Source organism: Dethiosulfatibacter sp. (assembly GCF_983023055.1).
Genome location: NZ_CEZJXU010000270.1, coordinates 1 through 2,541 on the forward strand (window position 1 = coordinate 1; position 2,541 = coordinate 2,541).

The window sequence follows — 2,541 nt, forward strand, 5'->3', positions numbered from 1 at the left end:
TATTTGGATGGGTTTTGTTTGCTTTTGAAAGTGTTCATGAGCAACTTGTGGTATTAAAAGGAATGATAGGATTTGATACAGAGTTGATAAATAATGAAGTGATTTTTTATTTAAACGAATATAGTGTTGTAATGATTTTGGGATTAATTTGTTCGTTTATGGGCACATTTAAGTGGAATATTCCAAAGCAAGTAAAAACTGCGTGTTATCTGGCTGTGCTGGTGGCATCAGTTGGATTCATTGCTGACGGTTCCTACAGCCCGTTTATATATTTCAGATTCTAGGAGGTTGAAAAGGATTAATATTATAAGGAAAAATATGGTTGGTTCAATATTTATATTCGTCATTTCGACTTTTATGATACTGAATATATTGATTGTAGATTTGGAAATGAGTGAAAGGGAAAACAGATATCTTCAAATGTTCCCTGAAATAACTTTGGAAGGATTTCTTAGTGGCAAGCTTTCCGGTGAACTGTATGATTACGCTGATGACCAGTTTGGATTAAAGGACATGTTTGTAAGCGTTAAATCATTTGTTAATTACAATTTTTTCAAAAAAAATCTTAACAACGGCATATACAGATATGAGGGACTGCTGGTTGAATTCATGGACGTGATCAAGTATGGCAAGCTTGACTTGTTTAGATCCAATATAGATAAGATCAGGAAAATAATCGGAAGTGATTTTGTAACTGTATTGGTACCGGATAAAAGTATGTATCTTCCGGATGAAATGCTGAAAATCGATTATTCTGATGTTCTGGAATATTTGGATATGGAAATACTTGATATCTATGAAATCCTTTCTATGGACGACTACTATTCGACTGATCTTCACTGGAATCATGATGGTGCATACAATGCCTACGAGAGAATTATTGAAAAACTTACCGGTGATACTCCTATCGAGGTTGACTTTGAAAAATTAAATGACTACTTCAAGGGATATTACAGCAATAAGGCAATGGATTTGGATATTAGGGATGAGATATATGCCGGCTATAACGAGATTATAGAGGGTTTGAAAATATCGTATACTGATGATCTGGAAAATTATTATGAAAAGACTGGACCATATTTCTTGGAGCAGCTTGATGGCGATGACAAATATGACGTTTATTTAAATGGCAACCATCCCATACTTACAATAACAAACGAGTCGTGTGACAACGATAGTGAGTTGATAATTTTCAAGGATTCATATGCAAATTCCATCGCTCCTTTTCTGGCAATGCACTATAGCAAGGTGACCATGGTCGACCTTAGAATTGTAAACCTGGAAAGAATAGTAAATGATTTGAATGATGATGCGGATATTTTGTGCTTATACGGATATAAAACAGTACAGGACGGCGCAATAATGAACTAAAATAGTCCAACAGATTGATATACATAAATCTGTTGGACCATTTTATATGCTAAAACAAGTATTGAATAAATATGTAAAAGTTCTAAAATCTAATAGAGCCTATTTTAAATCCATGTATAGTTAAGAACTATATAAAGAACATAAATTCCAGCAAGAAAGATTCCTTCCTTGGTAGTGATGGTGTCTTTTTTATTTTTTGCGAATAGTCTGAATGCTGTTAGTATTATCATCATGGCAGGGAATTGAAGTTTGTAGAAGTTCAGAGGAACTCTTAGTCCTTCGGATGTTACAGCCGCTGCGCTTCCTACAACGAAGAGTACATTCAGTATGTCTGCCCCTATGATATTTCCAATTGCAAGTTCTCCGTGACCCTTTCTGACGGCTGTTACAGCAGTCATGAGTTCTGGAAGACTTGTTCCAAAGGCTACAAGGGTTGCCGCGATTACAGATTGAGGGATTCCCGCTCTTATGGCTGTTATTTCAACTGCTGGTATGAGTACTTTAGATGAAAGTATTACAAGAGCTACACCCACTGCAAGCTTCATAAGCTGAACATAGACAGGTCTTTCATCTTCCTCGAAGGATTCTTCTCCCGGTGAGGACATAGTCCTTGACCATTTAATAGAGTAGTAGATATAGGCTGCCAGTAATGCAAGGAAGACCCATCCCATCCACTGATGTATCACTCCGCCGCCTACCTTTGAAAAGAATGGAAGACTTACAACGGTAAGAAGGATTCCTGCAAGGTACTGTATTCGTCCTTGTCTGTCGATTGTGTTTTTGTCAACGGGAAGTACTCCTATTATTGCAGCTATACCTATTATAAGGCCTGTGTCTGCAATGATTGACCCTACTGCATTTCCAAGGGCCAGGTCCGGGTTGCCGTTTATTGCGGCAAGAACAGAAACTGTTGCTTCTGGCAAAGTTGTACCAAGAGATACGATTGTGGCTCCGATTATGAGCTTTGGAACACCCCAATGCACTGAAAGGCTTACTGCTTCATCCACCAGTATGTCTGCACCCTTGCTCAGTGTGAAAAGCGTGAATGCTATGACAGCCAATACGGCAATTGTAGGTAGTGTTGTTAGAAAATGATGAACCATAATATCCATAAAATACCTTCTTTCTGCAGGGTAGTTAACAAGAAAGTAGCTACGCTGCGTTAAATAG

The 2,541-nt window shown here is 37.6% G+C and carries 2 protein-coding genes and 1 pseudogene; 2 read left to right on the plus strand and 1 reads right to left on the minus strand.

The window, feature by feature from the left end; translation table 11 throughout:
* Positions 1-284, plus strand: a pseudogene (locus AC3AX0_RS09400) (hypothetical protein); the annotation flags it as partial.
* A 73-nt stretch (positions 285-357) separates the two neighbouring features.
* Positions 358-1,371 (plus strand): alginate O-acetyltransferase AlgX-related protein, encoded by a 1,014-nt coding sequence (locus AC3AX0_RS09405; RefSeq protein WP_487550036.1) that lies wholly within the window; start codon positions 358-360, stop codon positions 1,369-1,371.
* A gap of 104 nt (positions 1,372-1,475) precedes the next feature.
* Here the strand turns inward: AC3AX0_RS09405 and AC3AX0_RS09410 are convergent, their stop codons facing one another.
* Positions 1,476-2,483, minus strand: coding sequence for a calcium/sodium antiporter (locus AC3AX0_RS09410; RefSeq protein WP_487550038.1), 1,008 nt, complete (start codon positions 2,481-2,483; stop codon positions 1,476-1,478).
* Between the last annotated feature and the right edge of the window lie 58 nt (positions 2,484-2,541).